This window comes from Oleiphilus sp. HI0123, assembly GCF_001635315.1.
Genome location: NZ_LWGE01001441.1, coordinates 1 through 1,152, shown reverse-complemented (window position 1 = coordinate 1,152; position 1,152 = coordinate 1). Strand labels below are relative to the sequence as shown.

1 protein-coding gene is annotated in these 1,152 nt (G+C 44.7%); it reads right to left on the bottom strand.

All coding sequences use genetic code 11. The annotated features are described in order from the left end of the window. Positions 1–105: 105 nt before the first annotated feature. Positions 106–1,101: a flagellar motor protein MotB gene (locus A3761_RS18715; protein ID WP_068553495.1), complete on the bottom strand. Its 996-nt coding sequence runs from the start codon at positions 1,099–1,101 to the stop codon at positions 106–108. Positions 1,102–1,152: the final 51 nt, after the last annotated feature.

Here is a 1,152-nt window from a genome sequence, read left to right as displayed (position 1 = left end):
ACAAGGTCCGTCACTCTAAAATAACGTCTTCTTTCACTGTCGTGCGTCACTGAATTTACACCCATATATATTATCCCTAGATAAACCCATCACACACTCTCCTTTCTAGAAGATCTCGTCAGGGTCCAATTCGAAAAAGTTATCAATTGCTTGAGAGTTAGCATCCAGCGTCTTGCTTTCTTCACGCAGCTCTTCCTTCACCTGCTTATCAGTTTTCTCTTGAAGAATAATCTCTACCCGGCGATTTCGCTTTCTACTCTCAGGCGTATCATTCGGCACCAGCGGCCGAGTATCCGCAAAGCCTGTTATGCTAAACCTATCTTGTTTTAGGTAGCCGTCATCAAATAGCCCGTGCGCAACTTCCAAAGCCCTTGCGACCGACAAATCCCAGTTTGATGGGAACATAACAGTTTGAATCGGCACATCATCAGTATGCCCCTGCACGGCGATATCACCTTCAATTGACTCGAGGATATCAATCAGCTTATCAAGCACTGGAATAAACTCATCCTGAAGCTGAGCTGAACCAGAAGAAAAGGCTCCTTTTTCCTGAATTCGAATAATAATTTTACGACCTTGGGTTTCCAGCTCCACCATATCTTTGGCAACTTCGGTCTGGAGCTTCTCAGCAATTTCTTCTGCCTTGGTTTCAGCCTCTTCTTCCAGCTCCATCATTTTTTGAGCAACAAACTCACTGATTTGGGCCTTTTTATCCTGAGCGTTTTCAGTTGACTCATCACAAGCTTCTGCAACGGCTTTCTCTATCTGAGCCTCACACAATACTTCGAGAGTCTGGTGATCTGAGTCAGTCGTTTGCTGCATCACCACTTGCAAAGGTGTGGGGTCTGGTTTTCCCGGAGAGAACTCTTGAGCAATAATACTGGTTCCTTTCGGGATCGACGTAACATCAACCTGATTCTGAACACCAAAGGCATTACGCATTGAACCAGCTAAACGCTTAAATTTGAGTACATCTATTTCTGCGAACGATAATAGCAGAACAAAGAAGCACATAAGGAGGGACATAAGATCCGCAAAAGTCCCCATCCATGCGGGGAGCCCGGGGACGCAATCGCAATCTTTTTCTTCTTCATCACTCATTGTCGAGTTGTTACCTCAGAGATCAAACTAAAAACATACAGGCTGCTTAAT

Coding starts and splice junctions, on each gene's coding strand:
- A3761_RS18715 (WP_068553495.1), bottom strand. CDS start 1,101: ATGAGTGATGAAGAAGAAAAAGATTGCGATTGCGTCCCCGGGCTCCCC.